Annotated in this window: 22 protein-coding genes; 6 read left to right on the forward strand and 16 right to left on the reverse strand. The window is 72.8% G+C overall.

The genetic code is table 11. The annotated features are described in order from the left end of the window. The first annotated feature begins 112 nt into the window (after positions 1-112). Both AB0I72_RS16380 and AB0I72_RS16385 read left to right on the forward strand, forming a co-directional pair. Positions 113-2296, forward strand: coding sequence for a CRISPR-associated protein (locus AB0I72_RS16380; RefSeq protein ID WP_358568623.1), 2184 nt, complete (start codon positions 113-115; stop codon positions 2294-2296). 195 nt (positions 2297-2491) lie between these two features. Beyond that, positions 2492-4099 (forward strand): alpha/beta hydrolase, encoded by a 1608-nt coding sequence (locus AB0I72_RS16385; RefSeq protein WP_358568626.1) that lies wholly within the window; start codon positions 2492-2494, stop codon positions 4097-4099. A 65-nt stretch (positions 4100-4164) separates the two neighbouring features. Here AB0I72_RS16385 and AB0I72_RS16390 read toward each other — a convergent pair whose 3' ends face one another. From AB0I72_RS16390 to AB0I72_RS16400, 3 genes are all read right to left on the reverse strand, one after another. Further along, positions 4165-4551, reverse strand: a complete 387-nt coding sequence (locus tag AB0I72_RS16390) for a VOC family protein (RefSeq protein WP_358568629.1) — start codon at positions 4549-4551, stop codon at positions 4165-4167. Beyond that, entirely contained in the window at positions 4548-4838 is a 291-nt protein-coding gene (locus AB0I72_RS16395; RefSeq protein WP_358568632.1) for a metalloregulator ArsR/SmtB family transcription factor, read from the reverse strand. The genes AB0I72_RS16390 and AB0I72_RS16395 overlap by 4 nt, the downstream gene beginning before the upstream one ends. Before the next feature lie 63 nt (positions 4839-4901). Next, positions 4902-5468, reverse strand: coding sequence for a TetR/AcrR family transcriptional regulator (locus tag AB0I72_RS16400; RefSeq protein ID WP_358568635.1), 567 nt, complete (start codon positions 5466-5468; stop codon positions 4902-4904). 110 nt (positions 5469-5578) lie between these two features. Between AB0I72_RS16400 and AB0I72_RS16405 the strand changes: the two genes are divergently transcribed. After that, entirely contained in the window at positions 5579-6130 is a 552-nt protein-coding gene (locus tag AB0I72_RS16405) for a peroxidase-related enzyme (RefSeq protein WP_358568638.1), read from the forward strand. A gap of 65 nt (positions 6131-6195) precedes the next feature. On the opposite strand, the gene AB0I72_RS16410 is transcribed toward AB0I72_RS16405, so the two are convergent. Together AB0I72_RS16410 and AB0I72_RS16415 are read right to left on the reverse strand one after the other, a co-directional pair. Further along, entirely contained in the window at positions 6196-6444 is a 249-nt protein-coding gene (locus tag AB0I72_RS16410; protein WP_358568641.1) for a DUF397 domain-containing protein, read from the reverse strand. Next, positions 6441-7301, reverse strand: a complete 861-nt coding sequence (locus AB0I72_RS16415; protein WP_358568644.1) for a helix-turn-helix transcriptional regulator — start codon at positions 7299-7301, stop codon at positions 6441-6443. The genes AB0I72_RS16410 and AB0I72_RS16415 overlap by 4 nt, the downstream gene beginning before the upstream one ends. Before the next feature lie 207 nt (positions 7302-7508). On the opposite strand from AB0I72_RS16415, the gene AB0I72_RS16420 reads away from it, so the two are divergent. Then, positions 7509-7757 (forward strand): hypothetical protein, encoded by a 249-nt coding sequence (locus AB0I72_RS16420; RefSeq protein ID WP_358568647.1) that lies wholly within the window; start codon positions 7509-7511, stop codon positions 7755-7757. 73 nt (positions 7758-7830) lie between these two features. On the opposite strand, the gene pgl is transcribed toward AB0I72_RS16420, so the two are convergent. The 10 genes from pgl to AB0I72_RS16470 all read right to left on the reverse strand — a co-directional run bounded on the left by pgl (position 7831) and on the right by AB0I72_RS16470 (position 21320). Then, positions 7831-8577: a 6-phosphogluconolactonase gene (gene pgl / locus AB0I72_RS16425; RefSeq protein ID WP_358568650.1), complete on the reverse strand. Its 747-nt coding sequence runs from the start codon at positions 8575-8577 to the stop codon at positions 7831-7833. After that, complete coding sequence (locus AB0I72_RS16430; RefSeq protein ID WP_358568653.1) at positions 8574-9503, reverse strand: glucose-6-phosphate dehydrogenase assembly protein OpcA; 930 nt, start codon at positions 9501-9503, stop codon at positions 8574-8576. Before AB0I72_RS16430 ends, pgl begins: the two co-directional genes overlap by 4 nt. Before the next feature lie 31 nt (positions 9504-9534). Then, positions 9535-11085 (reverse strand): glucose-6-phosphate dehydrogenase, encoded by a 1551-nt coding sequence (zwf, locus tag AB0I72_RS16435; protein WP_358569235.1) that lies wholly within the window; start codon positions 11083-11085, stop codon positions 9535-9537. 187 nt (positions 11086-11272) lie between these two features. Further along, positions 11273-12382 (reverse strand): transaldolase, encoded by a 1110-nt coding sequence (gene tal / locus AB0I72_RS16440; RefSeq protein ID WP_358568656.1) that lies wholly within the window; start codon positions 12380-12382, stop codon positions 11273-11275. A gap of 88 nt (positions 12383-12470) precedes the next feature. Next, positions 12471-14564, reverse strand: coding sequence for a transketolase (gene tkt, locus AB0I72_RS16445; protein WP_358568659.1), 2094 nt, complete (start codon positions 14562-14564; stop codon positions 12471-12473). Positions 14565-15026: 462 nt separating this feature from the next. Then, a complete protein-coding gene (locus tag AB0I72_RS16450) occupies positions 15027-16100 on the reverse strand; it encodes a 2-hydroxyacid dehydrogenase (protein WP_358568662.1) in 1074 nt (357 codons plus the stop codon). A gap of 73 nt (positions 16101-16173) precedes the next feature. Next, positions 16174-16815 (reverse strand): histidine phosphatase family protein, encoded by a 642-nt coding sequence (locus AB0I72_RS16455; RefSeq protein ID WP_358568665.1) that lies wholly within the window; start codon positions 16813-16815, stop codon positions 16174-16176. 79 nt (positions 16816-16894) lie between these two features. Then, positions 16895-18376, reverse strand: a complete 1482-nt coding sequence (locus tag AB0I72_RS16460) for an FGGY family carbohydrate kinase (RefSeq protein WP_358568668.1) — start codon at positions 18374-18376, stop codon at positions 16895-16897. After that, positions 18369-19886, reverse strand: coding sequence for an FGGY-family carbohydrate kinase (locus AB0I72_RS16465; protein WP_358568671.1), 1518 nt, complete (start codon positions 19884-19886; stop codon positions 18369-18371). The genes AB0I72_RS16460 and AB0I72_RS16465 overlap by 8 nt, the downstream gene beginning before the upstream one ends. A gap of 93 nt (positions 19887-19979) precedes the next feature. Continuing rightward, positions 19980-21320, reverse strand: coding sequence for an MFS transporter (locus tag AB0I72_RS16470; protein ID WP_358568674.1), 1341 nt, complete (start codon positions 21318-21320; stop codon positions 19980-19982). A gap of 279 nt (positions 21321-21599) precedes the next feature. Here AB0I72_RS16470 and AB0I72_RS16475 point away from each other — a divergent pair, with 279 nt between their 5' ends. Then, positions 21600-22409, forward strand: coding sequence for a DeoR/GlpR family DNA-binding transcription regulator (locus AB0I72_RS16475; protein WP_358568677.1), 810 nt, complete (start codon positions 21600-21602; stop codon positions 22407-22409). Positions 22410-22553: 144 nt separating this feature from the next. Then, entirely contained in the window at positions 22554-23717 is a 1164-nt protein-coding gene (locus AB0I72_RS16480; RefSeq protein ID WP_358568680.1) for a transposase, read from the forward strand. Positions 23718-23850: 133 nt separating this feature from the next. On the opposite strand, the gene AB0I72_RS16485 is transcribed toward AB0I72_RS16480, so the two are convergent. Beyond that, the gene (locus AB0I72_RS16485) at positions 23851-24051 is read right to left on the reverse strand and encodes a hypothetical protein (protein WP_358568683.1); all 201 of its coding nucleotides are present in this window, start codon (positions 24049-24051) and stop codon (positions 23851-23853) included. Positions 24052-24056: the final 5 nt, after the last annotated feature.

Below are 24056 nucleotides of genomic sequence, written 5' to 3' on the forward strand. Positions count from 1 at the left end.
GCGCCGCGAGCACGCCTCCCACGACGACCGCGTCCGGTCGCCGAACCCTGGAGAAAGCGGCGGACCTGATCTAGCGTGGAGGCCCCCGGACCACCCGTCGGAGAAGGGCGTCGTGGACACTCCCCGCACCGCCGTCGTCCTCGTGGGCCGCAACCCCACCCCGGCCCTGCTCTCCTCGCTCACCCTGCCCGTCGACCACGTCGCCCTGTTGTGCAGCGACGGGACCCGGCCCATCGCCCGACGCGTCGCCGCCGCCGTCCAACGGATCGCCGCGCCCGCCTCCGTCCACCCCCTGAGCGTGGGCCCCGACCCGCACGACTTCGCCGCGGTGTCCGGCACCCTCGACGCCTTCCACCGCGACCACGGCGCGCGCCCCTGGTTCCTCGACTACACCGGCGGCACCAAGGTCATGAGCGTGGCCGCCGCCCTCTTCCACCACCGCGCCCTGTCCGCCGACCGCCACCCGCACGCCGGACGCTGGCGCCACTACCTCGACGCCGGCGGCGACACCCTGCGCACCGCCGACCCCGCCCACCCCGGGCCGCCCCTCACCACCACCGGTGTCGACCTGCGCACCCTCGCCGAGGTCCACGGCGCCCGGTGGCTCCACGACCGCGACCCCGAACCCGTCCGACTCGTCGCCCAGGGCGGCACCCAGGCGCTCCTGGCCCGCTTCCCGGACATGTCCCCGTCCGTCAGACGCGGCGTGGTGGCCGAGGGACGCGTCCTGTCCCACCTGCGACGACTCGTGCGCCGCCAGCCCGACACCGAGGTCCTGGGCCCGCGGCAGGTCGCCGACCCCGTCCACCCGACCGGCTCCGTCGCCGACTTCGACGCCGTGGTCCGCCACCGCCACCGGGTCCTGTGCGTGGAGGCCAAGACCCGGCCCGCCGACGTCGTGGCGCGCGCCGGGTGGACCGTGGCCAAGGCCCGCCGCGTCTTCGGCGGCGCCGCCCAGGTCCTGTTCGTCCACACCGGCCCCGCCGTCCCCGGCCTGCGGGAGGCGATCACCGCCTACAATCCCGCGCTGACCGCCCGGCTCGTGCACGTGTGGAACCTCGGCGACCTGCTGGAGCGGATCACCTCCTTCGACGACCTGCGCACAGCCTTCTTCCCCACGCCCCGCCACCGCCCGCCCCAGGCCACCGGTGACCCGCCGCGCCCGGACCCGCCCGTCCTCCCTCCTTCCGACCCGGCCCCCGCACCCGTCGTCCATCCGGGCCCCGGCGACCGGCCGTTCCTGGTCACCGCGCTGGGCGGGAGCCGCCTGGGCACCCTGACCGCCGTCCACGCCCACCGGCCCGCCCGCGCGCTGGTGCTGCCCTCGCGGCAGAGCCTGCGCGACAACGTGCGCGTGGCGGCGGCCCGCACCCTGCACGCGGCCGAACACCCGGGGGCCGCCCCCGCCGACGCGGACCACCTGCGGGCGGCGGGTTACCGTGACCGTGTGCGCCTCACCCCCGACCCGGTCGAGGGGGCCGACGCCGAGGCGGTCGCCGCCGTCGCCCGCGACTGGATCGTCCGCGAGACCGCACCCGGGGGCGACACCGACGCCCCACCGCCCCCGGTGATCGCCGACATCACCACCGGTACCAAGGCGATGAGCCTCGGCCTGGCCCTGGCCGCCCTGCGTTCGGGAGCCTGCGTCACGTACCAGCTGCCGCACGAACGCGCGGTCGTCTGCCGCACCCACGGCGTGTTGCCGCTCAAGGGGCGCGCCGCCGTGGACTGGCCCCTGGTCCTGTCCGGATACACCCCGCTCGACGCGCCGCTCACCGCGCGCCTGTGCCGCGCCGCACGCACCCAGGTCGACGCGGCCCTCGTCGACGCGGCGCGCACCGCGCTCGCCCGCGCCGCCAGCGGCCCGGTCGGGGTGTGGATGGACGCCACGCTCACCGATCCCGAGGAGTGCCTGACCGCGCAGGAGCGGCCGAGCCTCGTGCTCACGTTCGACGACCGGGCGGTCGGCCTGGCCGCACCGGCCTGGCGCAGGCGCCGCGCCCACGACGGTCGCACGCACGGCGTCACGCCGGGCGCGTGGGCGCAGAGCGCGTTCGCCGCCACCCTCCACCTCCACCTGCGCTGCGACGTGGCGGGCGCGGTCGTGGCCCTGACCCGGCCGGGGCGCGACGTCGGTCGGGCGCGCGAACTCGTCGACTGGATCGCGCACACCGCCCCCGGCGACCGCGCGCCCGCCGACCGCCTCTCCTTCGGGGAACCGCTGCGCCCCATGGTGGTGACCGCGTCGCCCGACGCGCTCCCCGCCCTCCTCGACACCGACGTCAGCCGTCTCTGAGCCGCCCGCGCCCGTGCCCTGTGTCCAGCGTCACCGAGTCCGCGCGCATTCGGCGCAACCGGAACGGTGTTCGGTCCGTCCCATCCCCCGTGCGCCGAACCGGAGGATCCCGGTGGCGCGCCATGGAGCCAAGCACCGCGTCGGATGCGACGCGTGGACAGAACGGAGCCGCGGGTGCGGTGGGGAGTCCCGGCCTTGGGTGCCGGAACGGTGATGGCGGTGACCGCCCTGGTCTCGGGGTGCGTCCCGGCGTCGGGCGAGCCGGAGGCGGCGGAGACCGCGCGGACGGGGGACGTCTCGGCGGCGTTCGCCGGCCAGACGGTCGACTGGTCGACCTGCTACGACGACACACAGGTCGACGAACTCGTCGAGTGGGGGTCGGAGGCCGCGTGGGTCGAGGCCCTGGAGTGCGGGACGATCTCCGTCCCGGTGGACTACGACCGGCCCGAGGGCGAGACCCTCGACCTCGCGGTGGTGCGCGCCCCGGCCCAGGGGCCGGCCGAGGAGCGCGTGGGATCCCTGGTGGTCAACCCCGGCGGGCCCGGCGTGACCGGCCTCGACATGCTGGACTACCCCTCGTTCTCCGACGAGGTCAGGGCCTCCTTCGACCTGGTCTCCTTCGACCCGCGCGGCGTGGGTGAGAGCTCGGGGTTCGCGTGCGGGAACTGGAACGCCATGGTCGAGGCGCGCCAGGGGTTCGCGGACACCGATCCCGGTGACCTGACCGACGCCGACCTCCAGCCCCTGGAGGAGGCCGCCCGGGCGTACGCGCGGGACTGCGTCGACGGCGTGGGGGAGGAGTTCCTCGCCAACATCGGGACGGTCTACGTCGTCCGCGACCTGGACGTGCTCCGCGACGCGCTGGGCGACGACCAGCTGAGCTACGTCGGCTACTCCTACGGGACCTACATCGGGGCGCTCTACGCCGAGATGTACCCGGAGAACGCCCGCGCCCTCGTCCTGGACGGAGCGGTGGAGACCGACCGGCCCAACGTCGAGGTCGCCTACGACCAGGCCATGGGCTTCCAGGGGACGTGGGAGCTGTTCGCCGAGGACTGCGCGACCACCCGCGAGGGCTGCCCGTTCTCCGGAGCGGACGACGCGGACGAGGTGATGGCGGACCTCATGGCCGCGCTCGACCAGGACCCGCCGGACGTCCAGGGTGTGACGGTCGACGGGGCCACGCTGGTGTCGATGATCAGCATGGAGCTGTACTACGAGGAGAGCTGGCCCTACCTCGGAGAACTGGTGGTCGCGCTGGCCTCCGGCGACGCCGCGGCCACCGGGGAGTACCTCGACCTGCTGTACGAGAACACCTACGGGCTGCACGGGGACGAGGAGGAGGAACCCGTGGAGACCAAGCCCGGCGAGGAGGAGCTGGACTACGAGGTGGCGCTGACGGCGATCAACTGCGCCGACCGGAACGACCCGACCGACATCGCCGCCTACCGGGACGCCGCGGACCGGGCGGTCGGGGAGTCGCCGCTGTTCGGCGCCGATCTGGTGTGGGACCAGCTGCCGTGCGCGTACTGGCCGGACACCGAGGTGGCGCCGACCGCGTTCACCGCGCCGGACGCCCCGCCGGTCGTCGTGATCGGCACCGTCGGCGACCCGGCCACCCCGTACGCGTGGGCCGAGGAGCTGGCCGGTCAGCTGGAGACCGCGACCCTGGTGACCTACGAGGGCGCCGGGCACACGCTCTACGGCAACGACAAGAGCGCGTGCGTGGACGACCCGGTGGACGCCTACCTGCTCACGGGCCAGGCGCCCGGGGGCGACGTGTCCTGCCCGAGCGCGGTCTGACCCGCCTCTGACCCGGGTGTGCCCTCGGACCGCGTCGGTCCGGGGGCACACCCGTCCTCCGGCGCCTACGCGTGGTGGACGATCTGGACCAGGTTGCCGCAGGTGTCGTCGAACACCGCCATGGTGACCGGGCCCATCTCCGTCGGCTCCTGGGTGAAGCGCACGCCCAGGTCCCGAAGTCGCTCGAACTCCGCCTGGACGTCGTCGACGTCGAACTGGGCGCACGGGATGCCGTCCGCGACCAGACCCGCCTTGTAGGCCTTGGCGACGGGGTGGCCGTCGGGTTCGAGGAGCAGTTCGGTGCCGTCCGGCTCCTCGGCGGACACGACGGTCAGCCAGCTGGCTCCGCCGAGCGGGACCTCGGTCTTCTTCACGAAGCCCAGCACATCGGTGTAGAAGCGCAGGGCCTTGTCCTGGTCGTCGACGAAGACACTGGTCAGACGGATCCTCATGAGTCCTCCGGTGCGTCGGGCCTGATCCATCGCTCGGCGATGTGTGTCAGCGGAGCCGGGTTCAGGTCGTGGAACTTGTAGCGCCCCTCGCGTCGGGTCTCGACGAGGCCCGCGGCCTCCAGCACGGCGAGGTGTTGGGAGATCGCCTGGCGGGACAGGCTGAGCTGGTGTTTCATGCTCAGCCGACCGCAGATCTCGAACAGTGTCTGCCCCTGCCGCTCGGCGAGTTCGTCGAGGATGGTTCTGCGCGTGGGGTCGGCCAGGGCTTTGAAGACGTCTTCGGCCATGCCCCCACTATAGGCAAGTGATCACTTGCCTATCAAGTCCTGACCTGGTCGGTCATTTCCGGGTCAGGTGGCCGTGTCCAGGAGCGTCGCGGCGACGCGCCGGGCGACGGACGCGGCGTCGGTGGTGCGGTCCAGGTGCGCGGCGGTCATCGAGCCGTCCACGAGTTGGACCAGCGCGGGTGCCAGGTACGCCTTCTCGGCTCGCGGTCCCAGCAGGCGGTCGAACAGCGAGTGGAGCCAGTCGCGCCAGTCGCGCACGGCCGAGCGGACGCCCTCGTGGGCGGGGTACTCCGCGGCGGCGTTGGTGAACGGGCAACCGCGCCAGTCGGGTGAGCACAAGGAGTCGTCGAGTACCTCGAACACCGCCAGCACCCGCTCGCGGTGCCCGCCGGAGCGCTGGTCGACCGCGCTCTCGACGTGGTCGGCGATCGCCGCGTGCCGTCGGCGCAGGTACGCCTCGACCAGCTCCTCCTTCGTGCGGAAGTGCACGTACATCGTGGACTTGGCGACGCGGCTCTCGGCGATGATCCGGTCGATGCCGACCGCGTGGATCCCCTCGCCGTAGAAGAGCCGGTCGGCGGTCTCCAGCAGCCGCTCGCGTACGGGGGTCCGTCGCTCCGTGGTTCTCATGCCCGCCAGTATCGAACGAACAGATCTGTTTGACAAGGCGGCGTGGGTGCGCCTAGATTCGTCTCCAGATCGAACGAACAGGTCTGTTCGATTTAGAGAAGGAGCCTGCCATGTCCCGTGTCACCCTGATCGACCCCGCCTCCGCCACCCCGGCCGCCGCCGAGCAGCTCGACGCCGTCAAGAAGGCCCTCGGTGTCGTGCCGAACGTGGCCAAGGCCCTCGCCAACAGCCCGGACGCCCTCAAGGGCTACCTCGGCCTGCACGGCGCCCTGGGCGGCGGCTCGCTGTCGGCCGCCGACCGCGAACGCGTCGCCCTGGCCGTCGCCGAGGTGAACGGCTGCGACTACTGCCTGGCCGCGCACACCTACGTCGCGGCCAACGTCGCCCAGGTGGGCGAGGACGAGATCGTCGCCGCCCGCCGCGGCACCAGCACCGACCCTCGCTCCGCGGCGGTCGTGGGCCTGGCGGTGAAGGTCACCGAGGCGCGCGGGGCCCTGGCCGACGAGGACCTGGCCAAGGCCCGTGAGGCCGGGCTGAGCGACGCCGAGATCGTCGAGGTCATCGCGGGCGTCGCGCTCAACGTGCTGACCAACTACGTCAACAATGCCCTGGACGTCGACATCGAGTGGCCGGTGGCCAAGCCCCTCGCCGAGCTCGTGTAGCTGACGCGGTCGTCCGCCGCACACGAACGCGCCCCCCGGACCGGGGGGCGCGTTCGTGTGCGGTCTCAGGCGTCGAAGTCGAACTCTCCGGCGCGGATGCCCTTCGTGAAGGCTTCCCACTCCTGGCGGGTGTAGACGATGTGCGCGCCCTCGGGGTGGTGGCTGTGCCGGACGGCGACGCGGCCGGTCCCGTCACGCAGGGCCCCGGCCTCCACGCACGCGGCGCCGCCGTTCTCGCTGAACGTGCTGATGTGCCAGTCGATGGTGGCGCGTTCCTCGCTGGAGAGACGCTGGAACGTCGGCTCGGGGGTCACGATGGCTCCTCGCTCAGCGCCGAGATGAACTCGACGGATGCGGTTTCTGGCAGGGACTTCTCCCACAGCCGATCATACCGAGCAGCTACCAGGTCGGTGTCTGGCTCCTCGATGTAGACGGCTCCCTTGGGCGTCTCGGCGTAGACCAGATCGGGATAGGGCTCATCCATGACGTAGTACTTGAAGGCGCCGGTCGGGCTTTCGTGGGCTCCGACGGTGAAGGGGAGTACACGGACGTTGACCGTTGGGAGGCGTGAGCACTCCACGAGATGGGCGAGTTGCTCCCGCATGATCGCCGCCGAGCCGACACGTCGTCGAAGCACGGCCTCGTCCAAGGCTGCGCGGATGCGTGGCGGCTCAGCGCGGTTCAGGAGCTTCTGGCGCTCCAGCCGCAGCTCGACACCACGCTTCACCCGTTCCGCGGATCCGTCGAATTCCGCCGTGCGGATGATCGTCTCGGCGTAGGCTCGCGTCTGGAGGATGCCGGGGATCGTCGTGCTGTCGAACAGCCAGTGCTCGGTGGCCCTCTCCTCCAGCCACACGAAGTCGATGAACTCGTCCGAGACGTCCGCGTAGCCGTCCCACCAGCCGGACTGCCAGACGCTCTCGCCCAGTTTGAGGAGTCCGTCGCGTTGTCGGGGGTTCTTCACGCCGTAGAGATCGAGCATGGCGAGCATGTCCGGGCGACGCACCGGATACACGCCGTTCTCGAACCGGCTGATCGTGCCGTTCGTGCGCTGCATGAACTCGGCCACGTGCTCCAAGGTGAAATCGTTGGCCTCCCGCAGCTCCCGGAGGCGCTGGCCCAACCAACGGCCGCGCAGGGTGACTCGGTTGGAGCGCTTCTTCTTCGCCATCGTTCCCTCTGAGCGATTCACAGAATCTTGTGAGACAGAGTTGTGCTATCGGAATCTGGGTGTCACTATAGCAGAAGGTGAGATGGCCATCACAGTGTGATGTCGGATTGGTGGTTGTCTGTGCCTGATTGTCTAGAACACAGGCGGCCCGGACGGTTTGTTCCTACGCTCCCCGTCCGGGCCTGATCGGCCACGGAAGGGAAACCGATGCCGGACAGCCCCCACCGCGACTCGAACTCTGTCTACCAGAACGAGCCCGAGCCCGCTCACCCCCGAGCGTTCCTTGTGGATATCTGGAACGAGGACACCGACACCATGGAGCACGCGTACTACGGCGTGACCGCCCCGGACGGCAAGGGCGGCATGGCCCGGCCCATCAACGGGTCCGGCTTCCACAGCATCCGCAGCGCGGAAACCTTCGCCGACCGTATCTGCGGCGAACTCGTCTGGGTCTGACCGTCTGGACCGTCTGACCGGAAATGGGCGGCCCCGCCCGGACACGCTGTCCGGACGGGGCCGCCCATCGGTCTCAGAGCTGGGCCGCGGCCGCCTCGTCCACCCAGAACAGGGTGCGCTCGTCGCCGCGCGCGCCCGCCACGGGCGCCTCGCAGGGGTCCCCGCCCGCCAGCCCGAGCCGCACGGCCTCCGCCTTGCCCTCGCCGGACGCCAGCACCCACACCTGGCGGGCCGACCGGATCGACGGGAGCGTCAACGAGATCCGCCGCGGCGGTGGCTTGGGCGAGTCGTGCACCGCCGCGACGGCCGACCCCTCCTCGCACACCGCGGGCAGCCCCGGGAAGAGCGACGCCACGTGCGCGTCCGGGCCGACGCCCAGCAGGCACACGTCGAACGGCGGCACCGGCGCCTCGCCGCGCGCCGCCGCCGTCAGCTCCCGCTTGTACCGGGTCGCCGCGTGCTCGACGTGGTCTCCGTCCATCCCGTCGGAGGCGGGCATCGGGTGCACGTGGTGCACCGGCAGCTTCACCCGGTCCAGCAGCGCCTCCCGGGCCTGGGTCTCGTTGCGCTCGGGGTCGCCCTCGGGCAGGAAGCGCTCGTCCCCCCACCACAGGTGCACGTGCGCCCAGTCCAGACCGACCGCCTCGGCCCGGTCGCCCAGCGCGCGCAGGGTCGCGATGCCGACCCCGCCGCCGGTGAGCACCAGGTGGAACGCGCGCCCGTCCCGTCCGGCCTCGGCGATCATGTCGGTCAGCCGCCGCGCGGCCGCGTCGGCGAGCTCGTCCCCGTCGGCGTGGCGGAGGATCTCCGGTCCACTCATCGCTCGTGTGCTCCGCTTCCAGCGAGCTTGGGCCCCAGATGGCGGGCGGCGCTCGCGTAGATCTCGTCGGCGTCCAGTCGGCGCAGTTCCTCGGCCAGCGCCATGGCCGCCCCGCGCCGCTCCAGGGCCACGGTCTGGTCCGGCTGACCGGGCCGCGACAGCGTGGCCACCCGCCCGTCCATCCGGGTCAGGGCGACGTCCCCCTGGTCGGTGGTCAGGCGGACCTCGGTCAGCCCGGGACCGTCGGAGACGGCGCGCTCCACGGGCACCGCCAGCCGGTCGGTCAGCCAGGCCGCCATGAGGTCGGCGCTCGGGTAGTGCTCCTCGGCCGTCACGGTCGCGGAGGTCACCCACCCGCACCGCTGGTCCATGGCGCTGGCCAGCAGCGACCGCCACGGCGTCAGCCGGGTCCAGGACAGGTCGGTGTCGCCGGGGGTGTAGTGCGCCACGCGTTCGCGCAGGTCGGTCAGCGGGTCCGGGGCACGCAGCGCGTCGGTGATGCGCCGCTGGGCCAGGCGGCCCACCGGGTCGGCGGCGGGGTCGGTCGGCCCCACCCCGGGCCACCACGCCACGACCGGCGCGTCCGGCACCAGCAGCGGCGTGATCACGGAGTCCGGGTGTTCGCCCAGCGGCCCGTACAGCCGCAGCAGCAGCGCCTCGCCCGGGCCCGACGTGCCCGGGCGGCGGATCTCGGCGTCGATCACCGGTTCGGCCTTCGGGTCGCGCCGGATCAGCGCCACCACCCGCGACGGGTGCTCGCGCCCGGCCTCGGTCGCCGCGCGCACCGCGTCGTAGTGGTCAGCCTCGTCGGTGACGATGACCAGGGTCAGGACCATGTTCATGGCGCCGCCGCCGACACTGTGCCGTTCGGCCATGAGCGCCTCGGCGATCGCCGCGGTCGTGGTGTGCGGCAGGTAGAGCGTCATCGGCGGTTCCCTCCGGCGTGGTCGTGGGCGGTCACGGGCGCCGCCACTGGCGGCCGTCCCTGGCGAGCAGGGCCTCACCGGACTCCGGGCCCCACGTGCCCGAGCCGTACTGCTCGGGTCGGCCCGACTTGGCCCAGAACTCCTCGACCGGGTCCAGGATCCGCCAGGACAGCTCGACCTCCTCCTGCCGGGGGAAGAGCGGCGGGTCGCCGATGAGGACGTCCAGGATGAGCCGCTCGTAGGCCTCCGGGCTGGCCTCGGTGAACGACTGGCCGTAGGTGAAGTCCATGCTGACGTCGCGCACCTCCATGCTGGCGCCGGGCACCTTGGAGCCGAAGCGCAGCGTCACCCCCTCGTCGGGCTGGATGCGCAGGACCAGGGCGTTCTGCCCCAGTTCGGTGATGTCGGTGCGGGGGAACAGCTGCTGCGGCGCCCCCTGGAACACCAGGGCCACCTCCGTCACCCGCCGCCCCAGGCGCTTGCCCGTGCGCAGGTAGAACGGCACCCCCGACCAGCGGCGGGTGTCGACCATGAGCTTCAGGGCGGCGTAGGTCTCGGTGGAGGAGTCGGACGGGATGCCGTCCTCCTCCAGGTAGCCGCGCACCGCCGCGCCGCCCTGCCACCCGGCGGCGTACTGGCCGCGCGCGGTCCCGGTGGACAGGTCCGCGGGCAGCGAGACCGCCGACAGCACCTTCTCCTTCTCGGCGCGGATCGCGTCCGCGTCGTGGGAGACCGGCTCCTCCATGGCGACCAGCGCCAGGAGTTGCAGGAGGTGGTTCTGGATGACGTCGCGCGCCGCGCCGATCCCGTCGTAGTAGCCCGCGCGTCCGCCCACGCCGATGTCCTCGGCCATGGTGATCTGCACGTGGTCCACGTAGCTGCGGTTCCACAGCGGCTCGAACAGGGTGTTGGCGAAGCGCAGCGCCAGGATGTTCTGGACCGTCTCCTTGCCCAGGTAGTGGTCGATGCGGAACACCGACGACGGCGGGAACACGTCGTCGACGACCGTGTTGAGCTCGCGGGCGCTGTGCAGGTCGTGCCCGAAGGGCTTCTCGATCACCACCCGCCGCCACGGCGTGGTGCCGCCGGGGCCCTCGCCCTCCTGGGCCTCGGCCAGCCCGGAGCGCTTGAGCTGGGTGACCACGGTCGGGAAGAGCTTGGGCGGCAGCGACAGGTAGAAGGCGTAGTTGCCGCCCGTGCCGCGCTGGGCGTCCAGCTCGCGCACCGTCTCGGCCAGGTGGTCGAAGGCGTCGTCGTCGCCGAGGTCGCCCGGGACGAAACGGATGCCCTCGCTCAGTTGGCGCCACACGTCCTCACGGAACGGCGTGCGCGCGTGGGCGCGGACCGCCTCGTGCGCCTGGGCGGCGAAGTCCTGGTGCTCCCAGTCCCGGCGGGCGAAGCCCACCAGGCCGAACCCCGGGGGGAGCATGCCCCGGTTCGCGAGGTCGTAGATGGCGGGCAGCAGCTTCTTGCGCGCCAGGTCGCCCGTGACGCCGAACAGGACCAGCACGCTGGGCCCGGCGATGCGGGGCAGGCGGCGGTCCTGGGCGTCGCGGAGCGGGTTGGGCACCGCTCCGGGCATCACCGGTTCTTTCACGTGTCTCGTCTTTCTGTCGAGAGTGTCCGGTGGATGGTGGCTGGGAGCCCGCGCCCCCGTCCGGGTGGGGACGGGGGCGCGGGCCGGGCGCTCCGAGCCGGTGGGTCGGGGCGCCCCTCGACGCGGGCGGAGCGGTCCCGCTCGCGGGAGGGCTCCGCGCGGCGGTCGGGGGTCAGGACGCCCGGTCGAGCTTGGCGGACAGGCCGCCCAGCAGGCTCTCCCAGGAGTCGACGAACTTGCGCACGCCCTCGTCCTCCAGGACCCCGAACACCTCGGTGAGGTTGACGCCGACGCCCTCCAGAGCGGCGAAGTCGTCCTCGGCCTGCTCGTAGGTGCCCAGGATCGTGTTGCCGGTCACGACCGCGTGGTCGGCCGTGGCGTCCAGGGTGGCCTGCGGCATCGTGTTGACGGTGTCGCGCGCCACCAGGTCGGTGACGTAGCGGGTGTCCTCGTAGGCGGGGTCCTTGACGCCGGTGGAGGCCCACAGCGGGCGCTGGGGCTTGGCGCCCAGGTCGGCCAGGGCCTTCCACTCGCGGGAGGAGAAGACCTCCTCGTGCTCGCGGTAGGCCAGGCGGGCGTTGGCCACGGCGGCCCGACCGCGCAGGGCCTTGGCCTCGTCGGTGCCGACGGCGTCGAGCCGCTTGTCGACCTCGGAGTCGACGCGGCTGACGAAGAACGACGCCACGGACTGGATCCGGGACAGGTCGTGGCCGTTGACGCGGGCCAGCTCCATCCCGGCCAGGAACGCGTCCATCACCTGGCGGTAGCGCTCCAGCGAGAAGATCAGCGTGACGTTCACGCTGATGCCCAGGCCCAGGACACGGGTGATCGCGGGCAGGCCCTCGGCGGTCGCCGGGATCTTGATCATCAGGTTGGGCCGGTCGACCAGCCACCACAGGGCCTTGGCCTCGGCGACCGTGCGCTCGGTGTCGCGGGCCAGACGCGGGTCCACCTCCAGGGAGACCCGGCCGTCCACCCGCTCGGTGGAGTCGTAGACCGGGCGCAGGGTGTCGGCGGCCCAGCGGATGTCGTAGGCGGTGAGCAGGCGGACGGCCTCGTCGACCGACACGCCGCGCGCGGCGAGCTCGCGCAGCTGCTCGTCGTAGGCGTCGCCCTCGGCGAGCGCCTTCTCGAAGATCGTCGGGTTGGAGGTCACCCCGGCGACGTGGTGGGTGGACATCAGGGCGGCCAGGTTGCCCGTGCGCAGCCGTTCACGGCTGATGTCGTCCAGCCAGACGGACACGCCCGCCTCGGAGAGGGCCTTCAGTGGTGTGTGGCTCATGGTGTCTTGTGCCTTCCTCGTGGGCGTCGGGCGCCCGGTAACACGGGGCGCGGGCCCCGCGCCGGGTCTTGGCGCGGGGCCCGCGAGGTCAGCGTCCGGCCTTGGCGGCGCTGGCGCGCACCGCCGCGACCACGGCGTCGGAGGTGATGCCGAACTTCTCGTACAGGGTCTGGTAGGGCGCGGAGGCGCCGAAGTGCTCCAGACCGACCGACTCGCCGGCGTCACCGACGTAGGCGCGCCAGCCCAGCGCGATCCCGGCCTCGACCGACACGCGGGTGCGCACGGAGGAGGGCAGGACGCTCTCGCGGTACTCCTCGCTCTGGGCGTCGAACCACTCGACGCACGGCATGGAGACCACGCGCGTGGGCGTGCCCGCCGACTCCAGCTCCTCGCGGGCGGCCAGGGCGATGGGCACCTCGCTGCCGGTGGCGACGATGATCGCCTCCGGGGCGCCCCCACCGGCCTCGGCCAGCACGTAGCCGCCGCGGACGGCGTCCTCGGCGGGCGCGTACTCGGCGCGGTCCAGGACCGGCAGGTTCTGGCGGGTCAGGGCGAGCGCGGCGGGGCGGTCGGTGGTCTCCAGGACCTTGCGCCAGACGACCGCGGTCTCGTTGGCGTCGGCCGGGCGGACGACGTCCAGACCGGGGATGGCGCGCAGCGACCACAGGTGCTCGACCGGCTGGTGGGTGGGGCCGTCCTCGCCCAGGCCGATGGAGTCGTGCGTCCACACGTAGGTGACCGGCAGCTTCATCAGCGCGGCGAGCCGGACGGCCGGGCGCATGTAGTCGCTGAACACCAGGAACGTGCCGCCGTAGGGGCGGGTGGGGCCGTGCAGGGCGATGCCGTTGAGGATGGAGCCCATGCCGTGCTCGCGGACGCCGAAGTGCAGCACGCGGCCGTACGGGTTGCCCGGGAACATGGTGCTGGCGCGGTCGAAGGGCAGGAAGGACGGCTCGCCCTTGGGCGTGGTGTTGTTGGACCCGGCCAGGTCGGCGGAGCCGCCCCACAGCTCGGGCAGGACCGGGGCGACGGCGCTGAGCACCTCGCCGCTGGCCTTGCGGGTGGCCATGCCCTTCTCGCTGGCCTCGAAGACGGGCAGGCTGTCCTCCCAGCCCACGGGGAGCTTGCCGGACTGGAGCCGGTCGAACAGGTCGCCGTGCTCACCGGCGCTGCGGCGCCAGGCCTGGAAGGCGGCCTCCCACTCGGAGTGCGCCTGACGGCCGCGGTCCAGGGCCGTGCGGGTGTGCTCGATGACGGCGTCCTCGACGGCGAACGGCTCGTCGGGCAGGCCCAGGATCTCCTTGGTGGCGGAGATCTCGGCGGTGCCGATGGCCGCGCCGTGGATCGCGCCGGTGTTCTGCTTGTTGGGCGCGGGCCAGCCGATGACGGTGCGCAGGCGGATGAACGTGGGCCGCTCGGTCTCGGCCTTGCCGCGCTGGATCGCCTCGTACAGGGCGTGGATGTCCTCGTGGTACTCGCCGGAGGCGGTCCAGTCGATCTCCTCGACGTGCCAGCCGTAGGCGCGGTACCGCTCGGCGACGTCCTCGGTGTGCGCGACGCGGGTGTCGTCCTCGATGGAGATCCGGTTGTCGTCCCAGATCATGATGAGGTTGCCCAGACGCTGCGTCCCGGCCAGCGCGCTGGCCTCGTGGCTCACGCCCTCCTGGACGTCGCCGTCGGAGCAGATGGCGTAGACGTGGTGGTCGAAGGGGCTGGAGCCCGGACCGGCCTCGGGGTTGAACAGGCCGCGCTCACGGCGGGCGGCCATGGCCATGCCGACCGCGTTGCCGATGCCCTGGCCCAGCGGGCCGGTGGTGGTCTCCACGCCGGCGGTGTGCCCGAACTCGGGGTGGCCGGGGGTGCGGCTGTCCCACTGGCGCAGCGCCTTGAGGTCGTCCAGGCTCAGGTCGTACCCGGCGAGGTAGAGCTGGATGTACAGCGTGAGGCTGGAGTGGCCGCAGGAGAGCACGAACCGGTCGCGGCCCACCCACTCGGGGGCCGTCGGGTCGTGCCGCATCACCTTCTGGAAGAGCAGGTAGGCGGCGGGCGCGAGGCTCATGGCCGTGCCGGGGTGTCCGTTACCCGACTTCTCTACCGCGTCCATCGCCAGTGCTCGGACGGTGTCGACGGCGCGGAGGTCGAGGTCCGACCACTCAAGTTCGTGCGGCGTGTGGGCGTTCACGGACTTTCGTTCTCCTTCTCGGGCACCCGTTCGGCACGGTGTGCGCGGGGTGTGGTTGTGGGCGTACGGTCGCCGGGACGGTCGTCGGCGCCCGGCACGGCCCGCCGGTCAGGCGGACCGGTGACCCGGCGGGGGACGGACCACCCTGGGTGTCGGAGCGGGGCGTACGATGCCCCCCGGCCGCGAGGTCACCCAGTGCAACGGTCGCGACGGCCGAGGGAATCCCGACAGGTTCGGCCAACTGTGAGCCTATCGTCCGCGTCCAGGTGAGGCGCTACCCGACACCGTGCATCACCGTCCGGTGAAGCGGCCGCTCAGGCGTGGCCCCGCCGGGAACGCGGTCCGCGCCTCGCGGGCGACGGGTGAGCGGCCGGGGGGTCCGGTCGTTCGGTGAAACGTGTGCGAAGTCTCGTCGAGGGGCGCCGCACCGGACGGGACAGCCGGCCTCGTGCGCCCCTCCGTCTACCTTCCGCCCACGCTCCCGTTCCGGTACACCCCGTCGGCGTCGAGGACGGCGGGGTTGGCGCAGTGGGCGAGCGGGCGGCCGTGGAGGAAGCGGTCGACCTCGGCCGAGACGAGGTCGGCCGCCGTGTGCGCGACCTGGCGGCTCGCCCCGGCCACGTGCGGCGTGAGCACGACGTTCGGGGCCCTGAGCAGCCCGGAGCCCGGCGGAACGGGCTCCTCGGGGTAGACGTCGAAGGCGGCCGCGTGCAGGTGTCCCGACTCCAGGGCGCGGCGGACGGCGTCGTAGTCGACCAGTCCTCCGCGCGCGCAGTTGACCAGGACGGCGCCGGGCCGCATCGCGGCGATCTCCCGCTCCCCGATGAGGCCCCTGGTCTCGGGGGTCAGACGGGCGTGCAGCGAGACGATCCGCGCCTGGGCCAGCAGCTCGTCGAGGCTCACCCTGGCGGCTGACTCCGGCAGGGCGTCCTCGGCCACGTAGGGGTCGTACACCAGGACGCGGGCCCCGAGCGCGGACAGCGCCGCGGCGACCCGGCGGCCGATGGCTCCGTAGCCGACGAGCCCGACGGCGGCCCCCTCGATCCCCAGACCGCAGTTGTCGTAGTCGTAGAAGTCGCCGCGCCAGCGCCCGGCCCGCAGGTCGGCGTGCAGGTCGGGGATGTGCCGTGCGGCGGCGAGGATGAGGCCGAGGGTGTGCTCGGCCGTGGCCGCCGCGTTGCGTCCGGGGGCGAAGCAGACGGCGACGCCGTGCCGGGTCGCCGCGTCGAGGTTGGCGTTGACCGGTCCGCCCCGGCTCACGCAGAACAGTTCGAGGTCGGGGCAGGCCGCCAGGACGCGCTCGGTGAGCGGCGCCAGCTGCGTGACGCACACGCGCGCGCCGCGCAGGGCCGCGATGAGCTCCTCCTCGGTGCCCGACGCCTCCTGGACCTCGGCGACGGGGCCGAAGGGCACGTGCGGCCACGGCAGCTCCAGCTCGCGCACCTCGACGTCGGCGCCCACCCGGGCGCGGACGGCGTCGGACAGCAGCCCGGGCAGCACGAAACGGTCGCCCGCGGCGAGGACGGTGGTGGTCATGGGGTCTTCCTCGGGTCTCTTGGTCGGATGTGGATACGGATGCGGGGCCGGGGTCGGCGCGGAGGGCGGCGGCCTACGGTTCTCCCCGGTCGGACGGGCGCGCGGCGGCGACCCCGGGCGGGACGTTGTAGTCGATCAGCGCCGTGTGCCCGGCGCTCACGCTCACGGTGGTCAGGGCGGTGTTGCGCACGGTCGGGAAGAGGCGGCGGTACTCCCGCAGCGGGACGCCGAGCAGGTGGCACAGGACCAGGCGGATGAGCGTGCTGTGCGCGATGACCAGGACGCGTCCCTCGGGGTGGCGGTCGACGATGTCGTCGAGGCAGCTCAGGGCCCGCTTGACGGCCAGGCGCGGATCCTCCCCGCCGGGCAGGTGGTGGGCCACCGGGTCGGCCGTGAACGCGGCCCGGTGTTCGGGGAAGAGCCGTTCCATCTCGGTGGCGGTCCGTCCCTCCGCCTCGCCGAAGTCGAGCTCCCGAAGCCGATCGTCGGCGTGCGGCTGCGCGCCGATGGCCCACGCGCTGCGCAGGGCGGTCTCGCGGGCGCGGGAGAGGGTGGAGCACCACACCGCGTCCAGCCCCGCGCCGCCGGCCCAGGCCGCCAGCGCCTCGGCCTGGGCGTGGCCGCGCGCGGTCAGCGGAACGTCGCTGGAGCCCGCGTAGCGGTTGTCCGCGTGCCAGATCGTCTCGCCGTGCCGGGCCAGGACAAGGTCGGTCACTGTGTACTCCGTTCTCGCGGTGTGAGTCGGTCGTGTCGGGGAGTCGCGCGTGGTGGCACGAACCGTTCGCCTCCCCTGCTCACCGGGCGCGCGCGGCGGCGTGCTCGGCGACGTCGGGGTCGAGCCAGCCGCGGCCGCGGAGTTCGTCGACGAAGCGCAGGTACCCCTCGCGCAGGCGGTCGGTCTCGTGGTCGTCGCGCGGGTCGACGGTCGCCCGTACCCGCACCATCTCGGCGGCGACCCCTCGCGGATCGCGCTCCTGGGAGGCGGCGAGCACGGCCATGCCCAGCGCGGGTTCGGCGTTGGCCGGCACGACGGCCCGGCGGCCCAGGATGTCGGCGCGCAGTTGGCACCAGTAGCGGCTGCGCACGGCGCCGCCGGTCAGGCTCAGCGGACCGTCGGTGGGGGCGCCGAGGAGGTCGAGGTAGTCGTAGCAGAGCCGTTCGACGTAGCCGACCCCCTGGAGCAGGGCCGCGTAGTGGTCGGTCTCGTCGGCGGGCGCGCCGAGCAGGAAGCCCTCGGCGTCGGGCGCGTGGAACGGGAACCGCTCCCCGCGCGAGACCAGCGGGTAGGCCACGGTGGACGTGGCTCCGCGCGCGGCGGCCCGTGCGGACAGCGCGTCCAGGTCGCGGCCGGGCAGGGCGTGGGTGAGCGACCCGGCCCCGGTGCTCGACGCGCCGCCGGGCAGCCAGTCCCCGGTCGGGGAGCGGTGCGAGTAGACCACGCCGCCGGGGTCGCGCAGGAGGCGGGGGGTCACGCCCTTGAGCACCAGGGTGGTGCCCAGCACGGAGTTCCACGCGCCGGGCGCCAGGGCTCCGGCGCCCAGTTGCGCCGCGCAGCCGTCGGTCATGCCCGCGATGACCGGGACCCCGCGCGGCAGGCCGGTGCGCTCGGACGCGGCGGCGCACACCTGGCCCAACACCGTGCCGGGCCGCACGACCTCGGGGAGCAGCGACGCGGGGACGCCGAGTTCGGCCATCACCTCCTCGGGCCAGCGCTCCTCGACGAGGTGGTAGCCGGTCTTGAGGGCGTGGCTGGCGTCGGCGGCGGTGCGGTGCCCGGTCAGCCGCCAGGTGATGAGGTCGGGCTGGTGCAGCACCACGGCGGTCCCCGACCGGGCGCGGCGGTCGTGGTCGAGCAGCCACAGGAGCTTGGGCAGCGCCCACGTCGCCCGCATGCGGCGGTAGCCCAGCTCCGCCCAGACGTGCGCGCCGACCTCGTCGGCCCGGGCGGTCTGCGCGGCGGCACGCCCGTCGTCGTACATCAGCCCGGGGGTGAGCGGTGTGCCGTGGGCGTCGGCGAGCAGCAGGGTGCCCGACGTGGCGTCCACGGCCACGCCCGAGACGCGGGCGGCGGGGACGCCGCGCAGCGCGCGGCGGCAGGCGTCGGCGACGGCGGTCCACCACCGCTCGGGGTCCTGCTCGTGGCGGTCGCCGTCGCGGTGGCTGCTCAGGGGCTCGCGGGCCTCGCCGAGGACGGCCCCGCGGGCGTCGACCGCCAGCGCCCGGACGCTCTGGGTGCCGAGGTCGACGCCGACCCACACGGATCCGGAGTCAGTCACGCGGGTGCTCCTTCCCCGAGGGCCCGGTCCCGGGGCCCGCGGTCATCAGCGCCCACCCCGGGCGGGTGAGCTCGCGCAGGGCCAGGAACCGTTCGTAGGTGTGGGCGTAGAGCTTGGCCAGGCGGGGGTCGGGCTCGCGGATCGGACGCAGGTGGACGTGGTCCGCGGCGGCCGTGGCGAGGTCGGGGGAGCGGCCGGTGGCGACCAGTCCGCTGAGGAACGCGCCCTTGGCGCCGACCTCGGTGTCGGTGGAGCGGACGACGGGCACGCCGGTGACGTCGGCGATGAGCGCGCACCACCGCTCGCTGTTGGCTCCGCCGCCGCTCAGCCGCAGTTCGGTGACGGCGGTCCCGGAGGCGGCCAGGCAGTCCTTGAGGACGAGGGTGAGCCCCTCGAACACCGAACGCGCCATCCGCGCGCGGTCGTGCTCCAGGGACAGCCCCCACCAGGTGCCGCGCGCGTGGGGGTCGAGGAAGGGCGCCCGCTCCCCGGCGGGGGACAGGTAGGGGAGGAAGAGGGGGCCGCTGGGCTCCGGGTCGGCGGCCAGCGCCAGGTCGCCCAGGCTGGCCGGGTCGTCCGTGCCGAGCAGGGAGGACGCCCAGCCGAGGATCTCGGTCCCGGCGAGGGTGGGGAAGGCGCGCAGCAGGTGCCCGGAGGAGTCGAGCGCGATCGTCAGCCCGCTCGGCTCGCCGGTGGTGTCGGGCGCGGTGGTGACCACCTCGGTGCACAGGGTGGTGCCGAGGATGCTGCACGCCTGGCCGTCCGCGACGGCGCCGACGCCCAGGGCGGTGGACGCGATGTCGTAGGGGGCCATGACGACCGGGAGGTCCTCGGGAAGACCGAGTTCGGCCGCGGCGGCGGGGGTGAGCGTTCCGGTGCGGCGGTCGTCGCCGCGCACCTCGGGCAGGAGGCCGGCCGCCCAGTCCAGGCCGAACAGGTCGAGGCAGGCGGGGTCGTAGTCGCGGGTGCGCAGGTCGAGGAAGGGGGCCGAGGCGTCGGACTCGTCCACCGCGACGGCGCCGGTGAGCCGGTGGAACACCCAGCCGCCGCAGGTGAGCACGGCGGCGGTGCGCCGCAGGCGGTCGGGGTCGTTGCGGGCCAGCCAGGTGAGCAGCGCGTTGGGCAGACCGGCGAAGGTGAGCGATCCGCCTCGGCGGAAGGCGGCGTCGAGGACGCCGTCGGCACGCCACTCCTCGACGATCGGGGCCGCGCGCCCGTCCGACCACAGGATCGCCGGTCCGTTCGGTCGGCCCGCGTCGTCCACGGGCCAGCAACCGTCGCCCTGGGCGGTGACGGCCAGGAAGTCCAGGGGTTCGCCGGTCCGCTCGCGGACCTCGCGGACGGCGGCGACCACCGTGCGCCAGACGTGGTCCATGTCCTGCTCGGCCCAACCGGGCCGGGGGCGGCGCACCTCCGTGGCGCGGCGGGCGACGGCGACCTCGTTGCCGTGGTCGTCGAAGACGACGGCCTTGATCATCGAGGTGCCGACATCGACGGTGGTGACCGCCATCAGTGTCCTCCAGTCGGTGGTGGGGGCCGCCGCTCCCGACGGGAGCGGCGGCGGATACGCGTCGTGCGGATCGGTGGTGCTACCTGTCCCTGGTCATTCCCGTTCTGGGAGGGGAGCGGCCGGCTGCCGCTCGGGAACCGTCGCGGGCGGGACCTCGTCCGCGCCCCCTTCGTCGGGGAGCCTGAGGAAGGCCGTCATCAACGCGCTCGCCAGGTGGAGGAGGGCGAAGATCCACATCACCCCGACCACGCCGAGCGGGCCGAGGAACACGGCGACGATGGCGGGACCCGCGACGACGCTGACGCCGGCGCCGAGGTTCAGCGCGGCCATCGCCTGGCCCTTGTGCTCGGGGGCCAGCGACGGCATCAGCGCGGACAGCGGCACGTACCCGGCCAGGGTCGCGCCGTAGAACGCGGCGACCAGGAGGGCGAGCGCGTACTGGGGTCCGACGGCGACGGGCACGTAGTAGAGGGCCAGGACACTGATCGCCGAACCGACGCCGCCGCACCAGGCCACCGTGCGACGCCATCCCAGCCGGTCGCCGACGACGCCGAAGAGCAGGTTGAAGCCGATGTTGGTGGCGAACATGACGGTGAGCAGCCGCAGCCACTGCTCCAGGGACAGGCCCACGGTCTCGGTGAAGAAGATCGGCAGGAACACCAGGAACCCGAACTGCGAGGCGGTGTTGATGGTGCGGACGGCGGAGCCGACGCCGATCCGGGGGCGTCGCCAGAGGATGGTGAGGCTGCCCAGCAGCGTGATGATCGGGCGCTCGCCCTCGGGGGCCAGACGCCGGGAACCGGTGGGTTCGCGGACCAGCAGCAGCGCGATCAGACCGCCGACGATGATGAGCGCGAGGGCGACCCACAGCGTGGAGTAGGCGCCGATGCGCGGCACCAGACCGCTGGCGACCAGCGACCCCAGGGTCGGCAGGCCGCCGGTGAAGGCGAACCAGAACCAGCCCACGGCCGTGCCCAGCCGTCGGCGCGGCGTGACGGCGGAGACCCACACCAGGAACCCGAAGGCGAACAGCGGATAGCCGAATCCGCGCAGGCCGTAGGTGAGCAGGATGAGGCGGTAGTCGACCGTGGTGAGGGCCATGGTGAGGAAGAGGATGTGGCAGACGATCCAGATGACCAGGCCGGTCCACATCACCCGGCGGGGTCCCCAGATGTCGGAGAGCGCGCCGGAGAACCAGGCCGCGATGCTCGCGGTGGCTCCGTAGACGCTGAAGACGAGGGCCACGCGTTGCGCGGGGATGCCCTCGCCCAGCAGGTAGGGCGACAGGTATCCGGCTTCGACGCCGTCGCCGATCATGAAGATGAGAACACCGATGAAGCCCCATGCCAGCGGTCGGGGGATGCCGATCCGCTCGGTCCAGTGGCGGGGCGCGGGCTCCGCCACGGACCGCGGATCGTGTTGTGTGCTGGACATCGAGGTCACCTCTTTTCGTCGTGGACGGTCCTCACGGGCCGACCGGTGGACCTGGTGCGATACCGCGTGTGATGTCCATGAAAGTGACGCGTGTTATGGGACACAAGGCTTGGCCACACACTCATCACACGCTCGGCGTCCTCGGCTGTGACGGTGCTGGGCACTCACCCGTGTCACACGGGGATTACCGCGAATTTCACCGGTGTTAGATACTGTGAGATCTCACACTGGTCAGCGGCCCGGATCGCTGAGGTCTCGCGAGGAACACGAGGGGGCGCGATGTCGCGGAGCGCATCCAGCGACGGTGACACCGCGGTGCCGGGCGCCGGACGGCACGCACGGCAGCTGGGCATCCGGGAGCGGGTCGCCGACGCCGGGTTCGTGCGCGTGGAGGCGCTCGCCGAGGAGTTCGACGTCAGTCCGATGACCATCCACCGCGACCTCGACGCGCTCCAGTCACAGGGGTGGCTGCGCAAGGTCCGCGGCGGTGCGACCGCCCAGACCTCGGCCGTGTTCCACGGCGACCTGGAACACCGCAGGGCCGCGATGTCGGAGGTGAAGAACCGGCTGAGCGCCGCCGCGCTCACGCTCGTCTCACCCGGGCAGTCGGTGATGCTGGACGAGAGCACCACCGCCCTCCACGTGGCCAAGCGGCTGCCGCGACGGGCGCCGCTGACCGTCATCACCAACTTCCTGTCGGCGCTCAAGGCGCTGGCCGGGGTGCCGGGGATCGACGTCGTGGCGCTCGGCGGGGCCTACTACCCCGCCTACGACGCCTTCCTGGGCCTGCACACCGCCGACGCGGTGCGCTCGTTCCGGGCCGACGTGCTGTTCATGTCGACGACCGCCATCACCCACGGCACCTGCTACCACCAGTCCCAGGAGACGGTGCACGTCAAGCGCGCGCTCATGGACGCGGCGGCGCGGCGCGTCCTGCTGGTCGACCACACCAAGTTCACCCGGGAGGGCCTCTACGCGCTGGCGCCGCTGACCCGGTTCGACCTCGTCATCGTCGACGACGGCGTCCCCCGCGACGAACTGCGCCGGATCCGCGACCAGGGCGTGGACGTCCAGGTGGTGCCGTGTTGACGGGGCCGAAGCCTTCGCCACGGCCGCTGACCAAGTTTGTTGGCGGTGCAGACCCCGTCCTTCAGGGCGGGGACAGCCCCCACCTCGGACTGTCGTCGCTCTCTGTCAGGGTTCTGTTCTGGATCGAGGGGAGGTGTTCCCACCATGCTGACCGGGTTCCGGTACCGGCTCTCGCTCACCGGCGAGCAGGCCCAGCGGTGCGCCGAGTACGGCGCTGCCTGCCGTGCGGTGTGGAACACTGCCCTGGACCAGCGGCGCCAGGCCGTGGACCGGTGGCGGCGCGGATACGACCAGCCCTACTGCGGCTACCACCTCCAGGCCGCCCAACTCGCCGAGGCCAAGACCGAGGAGACCTGGCTGAGTGCGGCGCCCTCGCACATCCTCCAGCAGACGCTGAGGGACCTGGACCGTGCGTGCCGGGACCACGGCACCTTCCACGTCAACTGGCGCGCCAAACACCGGTGGAAACCCTCCTTCCGGTTCCCCGACGGGCCACGCATCCAGGTCGAACGCCTGGGCCGCAGGTGGGGGCGCCTCAAGCTGCCGAAGCTGGGGTGGGTGCGGTTTCGGTGGTCGCGCGCTCCCAAGGGCACGATCCGGTCGGCCACCGTTTCCCGGGACGGCGCTCACTGGTACATCTCCGTGTTGTGCGAGGACGGTGAGCGCACACCCGCCGAACACGCGGTGCCGGACTCGGCCGTGGGGGTGGACCGAGGCGTGGCGGTCGCCGTGGCCACCTCGGACGGAGACCTGTTCGACCGCGCTTTCCAGACCCCGAAGGAGCACGAACGCGAACGCCGTCTGCGCCGCACGCTCTCCCGGCAGCGCAAGGGCTCGAACAACCGGGCCAGGACCAAGACGGCGCTGTCCACGCTCACCGGGCGGGTGCGTGCCCGGCGCGCGGACTTCACCGCCCAGACCGCGCACGTGCTCTGTGAGAAGAACGCGGTCGTGGTGCTGGAGAAACTCAACACCCGGGGTATGACCGCCTCGGCCAGGGGCACCGTCCAGGAACCGGGCCGCAACGTGGCCGCCAAGGCGGGGTTGAACCGGGCGATCCTGTCCAAGGGGTGGCACGGCTTCAAGCGCGCGTGCCAGAACCAGTCCCGGGGGACCGGGACCCGGATCGTGGAGGTCGATCCCGCGTACACGTCGCAGACCTGTCGCCCGTGCGGGCACGTCGCACCGGACAACCGAGAGAGCCAATCGGTGTTCCGGTGCACCTCGTGCGGGCACACGGCGAACGCGGACGTGAACGCGGCCCAGAACACCCTGACGCGCGGATGGACTAGCTCCTTACCGGGGTGAACCGTGCCAGCCTGCGGAGACCTCTGGGAAGCCATGTCGGCGAAGCAGGAACCAGCTCGCGCCGCGAGGCGCGCAGCGCCGCCGCCCCTGTCAGGGGCGGTCGGAATCCTCCTCGTTCACGAGGAGGAGGAAGTCAACAGTGCTGACGACCCGCAGCCTGAGTGGTCGCCAGCCGCGCCGCCTCCTCGAAGCTGTACGCGTACAGGGCGCGGACACTGGACTCCGCGCGCGGTTCGATCCGCCACACCGCGCCGTTGCCGTGCTCCCCCGGGGCGAGCCGGGTGAAGGTCACATGAGAGAACCGAGAGGACAGATCCTGCAGTTCGGAATCCATACGGG

Origin of the sequence: Nocardiopsis sp. NPDC049922, assembly GCF_040660275.1 — a bacterium.
GTDB lineage: Bacteria > Actinomycetota > Actinomycetes > Streptosporangiales > Streptosporangiaceae > Nocardiopsis.